We start from the raw sequence: 3,509 nt of genomic DNA, 5'->3' as shown, positions 1-3,509 counted from the left end.
TTTTTGTCTGCCCGCTTTTTTTTTATTTCACCCCCGTTGGTCGGCCCCCCCGCCCCGGTGGGGGGGGGGGGGGCCCCCCCCCCCCCGCGCCGAGACGGGTGAGGGGTATCTCTCCGCACCGAAACTGCCCATCGAGTTCGCGGACAGATACCCCTCATCCGGCGCTTCGCGCCACCTTCTCCCACAAGGGGAGAAGGTGCATCCGCGTCGGCGGTTACATTCTAGCCGGTCAAGTTACCTGGAAGAAACTGCCTGAACGCGATGGCACGCATGCCTGATGCATTCTCTGTTGCGTCCAGTCGCTGCATCGGGTGCCGTTGTCGCAACGCACAACACTGAGCTGCCGCGATAGTTTCGATCGATTCCAAATTGCATTTGCCTCTGGCTGCGAACCCGATCATTCTTACGATCAAGGTGGGCGCCAGCCCGGTGGGCGTCCACTGTTCAAGTTGCCGCCGTAAGCGGCTTCATGCACCGGCAGGGGAAGACGCCTATGCCAACTCTCACCATCAACGGGCGGAGTCTGTCCGTGGATGCGGCGAACGACACGCCGCTCCTCTGGGCGATCCGCGAGCAATTGCAGATGACCGGCACCAAGTTCGGCTGCGGTGCCGGGCTGTGCGGTGCCTGTACCGTGCACGTCAACGGCGAAGCCGTGCGCTCGTGCCAGACTATGGTCGGCGATGTCGCCGGCAAGAAGATCACCACCATCGAAGGCCTTTCCGCCAAGGGTGATCATCCGCTGCAGAAGGCGTGGATCGCCGAGCAGGTGCCGCAATGCGGCTACTGCCAGTCCGGGCAGATCATGCAGGCGGCCTCGCTGCTGGCCAAGAATGCCAATCCGACCAAGGAGGAGGTCGTGGCGCATATGGACGGCAATCTCTGCCGTTGCATGACCTATTCGCGGATCCAGAAGGCGATCATGCGCGCCGCTACCGAGATGCGCACCGCATCCGTCTCCGGCAACGAACGGAGGCCCACATGAATAAGCACGTGAACACCATCACGCCCGAGACATCAGATCTCAGCCGCCGCTCCTTCCTGGTCGGCACGGCCGCGACCGGCCTCGTGCTCGGCTACGCCGGCGTGCCCGGCATCGGTGGGGCGCTCGCTGCGCCTTCGAACTTCGAGCCGAGCGTCTGGTATGCGATCGCGCCCGATGGCCTGGTCACCGTGACCTGCGGCAAGGCCGACATGGGCCAGCACATCGCCTCCACCATGGCGCAGATCGTCTGCGAGGAATTGGGCGCGAAGTGGAGCGACATGCGCGTCGCGCTTGCCTCCAACGATCCGAAGTTCAACGACCCCGTGCTCGGGGCACAGATCACCGGCGGCAGCTGGTCGACCATGATGAACTTCGACGCGATGAGCCGTGCCGGCGCAGCCGGACGGACGGCATTGACCGAAGGCGCGGCCGCCGCGATGGGCGTGCCGGCGTCAGAGCTCGTGGTGCGCGATTCCGTGATCTCGCATCCGAAGTCGAAGAAGCAGGTGTCATTCGCCGATGTCGTGAAGAGCGGCAAGGCGACCAAGACCTTCACGCCGGACGAGCTGAAGGCGATCAAGCTGAAGACGCCGGACCAGTACACCATGATCGGCGTGTCGGTGCCGCAGCTCGACATTCCCTCCAAGACCAACGGCACGGCCAAGTACGGCATCGACGTGATGCTGCCGGGCATGGCCTATGGCGCGGTGGTGACGCCGCCGGTGCGCTTCGGCGCCACGGTGAAGTCGGTCGACGACTCGGCTGCCAAGAAAGTGCCGGGCTTCATCAAGGCCGTCACCCTCGACGACAAGACCGGCACGACAACCGGCTGGGTCGTCGCGGTCGCCAGCACCTACGCCAACGCCAAGAAGGCCGCTGCGGCGCTGAAGATCGCCTATGACGGCGGTCCGAACGCGAAGGTCTCGAGCGAGTCGCTGCTCGACGAGGCCAAGCGGCTTCAGAAGTTAGAGGATTCCGGCCAGTTCTTCGTCAAGGACGGCGATCCCAACGCGGCGTTCGGCTCGGCCGCAAAGGTGCTGGAGGCGGAGTACACCACCAGCATCAACATCCACGCGCCGATGGAGCCGATGAACGCCACGGCGGAGTTCAAGGGCGACATCCTGCACATCTATTCCGGCAATCAGTTCGCGACGCGCTCCGGCGCGATTGCGGCAGGCGCCGCCGGGATCGATCCGAAGTTCGTGGTGATGCACCAGATGTGGCTCGGCGGCGGTTTTGGCCGCAGGCTCGATGCCGACATGATGGTGCCGGCGGTGCAGGCGGCGAAGGCCATCGGCAAGCCGGTGAAGGTGATCTATACGCGCGAGAACGACATGACGATGGATTTCTCGCGTCCGCTCACCTACCAGAAGGTCAAGGCCGGCGTGGACGGCGATGGCAAGCTCGTCGCGCTCAGCCACGACGTCGTCTCGGCCTGGCCGACCGCGCGCTGGGGCATCCCTGACTTCCTGACGCCCTCGGTCGACAAGAAGGGCCCGCTCGATTCCTTCACGGTGAACGGGGCCGACTTCTTCTACACCGTGCCCAACCATTATGTGCGCGCGATCAAGAACGAGCTCGCGCACAATGCGACGCCGTCCGGGCAGCTTCGCTCGGTGGCGCCCGGCTGGACGTTCTGGGCGGTCGAAAGCATGATCGACGAGATCGCGGCTGCGACCGGCAAGGACCCGGCGCAATTCCGCATCGCGCTGCTCGACGGCAAGGGCAAGAACGACGGCGGCGCGCAGCGGCTGCGCAACACGTTGCTCGCCGCGATGGGGCTGTCCGGCTACGGTACCAAGCAATTGCCGAAAGGCGAGGGCATGGGCGTGGCCTGCGTCTCCTCGCAGGAGCGCGCGACCGCGAGCTGGACGGCGTGCGTCGCCCATGTCGCGGTGGCGCCGTCGGGCGAGGTGACCGTGAAGAAGCTCACGGTCGCAACCGACGTCGGCACGCAGGTGCATCCCGACAACATCCGTGCCCAGGTCGAGGGCGCGGCGCTGTGGGGTCTGTCGCTGGCGATGTACGAGAAGGCGACGCTCAAGGACGGTGGCATCGAGCAGACCAATTTCGACAGCTACACGCCCTTGCGCATGAGCCAGATGCCCGAGGTCGCCGTCGCCGTGATCGCCAACGGCGAAAAGGCCACCGGCGTCGGCGAGCCCGCGGTGACGGTCATCGCTCCGGCAATCGGCAACGCCATCTTCAACGCCTCAGGCGCCCGCATCCGGGCCCTGCCGATCACGGCCGAGGCCGTCAAGGGGGCGATGAAGGCGTAAGGCGAGGCGTAATTGCCAAGTAAGCTGATCCGCCGGAGGGCAACTTCCGGCGGATTTGTTTTGGTAGGCGTCTCCACAATCTCGCTGTCATGCCGCGCGAAAGCGGGGCATCCAGTACGCCGCGGCCTCTCAGCTCCGGCCGCGCCGCCTCGGCGTACTGGGTCGGGGGGGGGGGGCCCGGGGGGGGCGCCGGGGGGGGGGGGGGGGGGCCCCCCAAACCCCCTGGAAACCAAAGGCCGGGGTGG

At 65.8% G+C, this 3,509-nt stretch carries 2 protein-coding genes; both read left to right on the top strand.

What is annotated here, in order from left to right:
- Nucleotides 1-493: 493 nt before the first annotated feature.
- Complete coding sequence (locus AC0L3X_RS46730) at nucleotides 494-985, top strand: (2Fe-2S)-binding protein (protein WP_014491023.1); 492 nt, start codon at nucleotides 494-496, stop codon at nucleotides 983-985.
- A complete protein-coding gene (locus tag AC0L3X_RS46725; protein WP_063980093.1) occupies nucleotides 982-3,264 on the top strand; it encodes a xanthine dehydrogenase family protein molybdopterin-binding subunit in 2,283 nt (760 codons plus the stop codon). The genes AC0L3X_RS46730 and AC0L3X_RS46725 overlap by 4 nt, the downstream gene beginning before the upstream one ends.
- Nucleotides 3,265-3,509 lie beyond the last annotated feature (245 nt).

This window comes from Bradyrhizobium sp. MI1.7, assembly GCF_055811795.1.
Note: the sequence above shows the minus strand (reverse complement) of the source record. Positions and strands in the feature narration are given on the sequence as shown.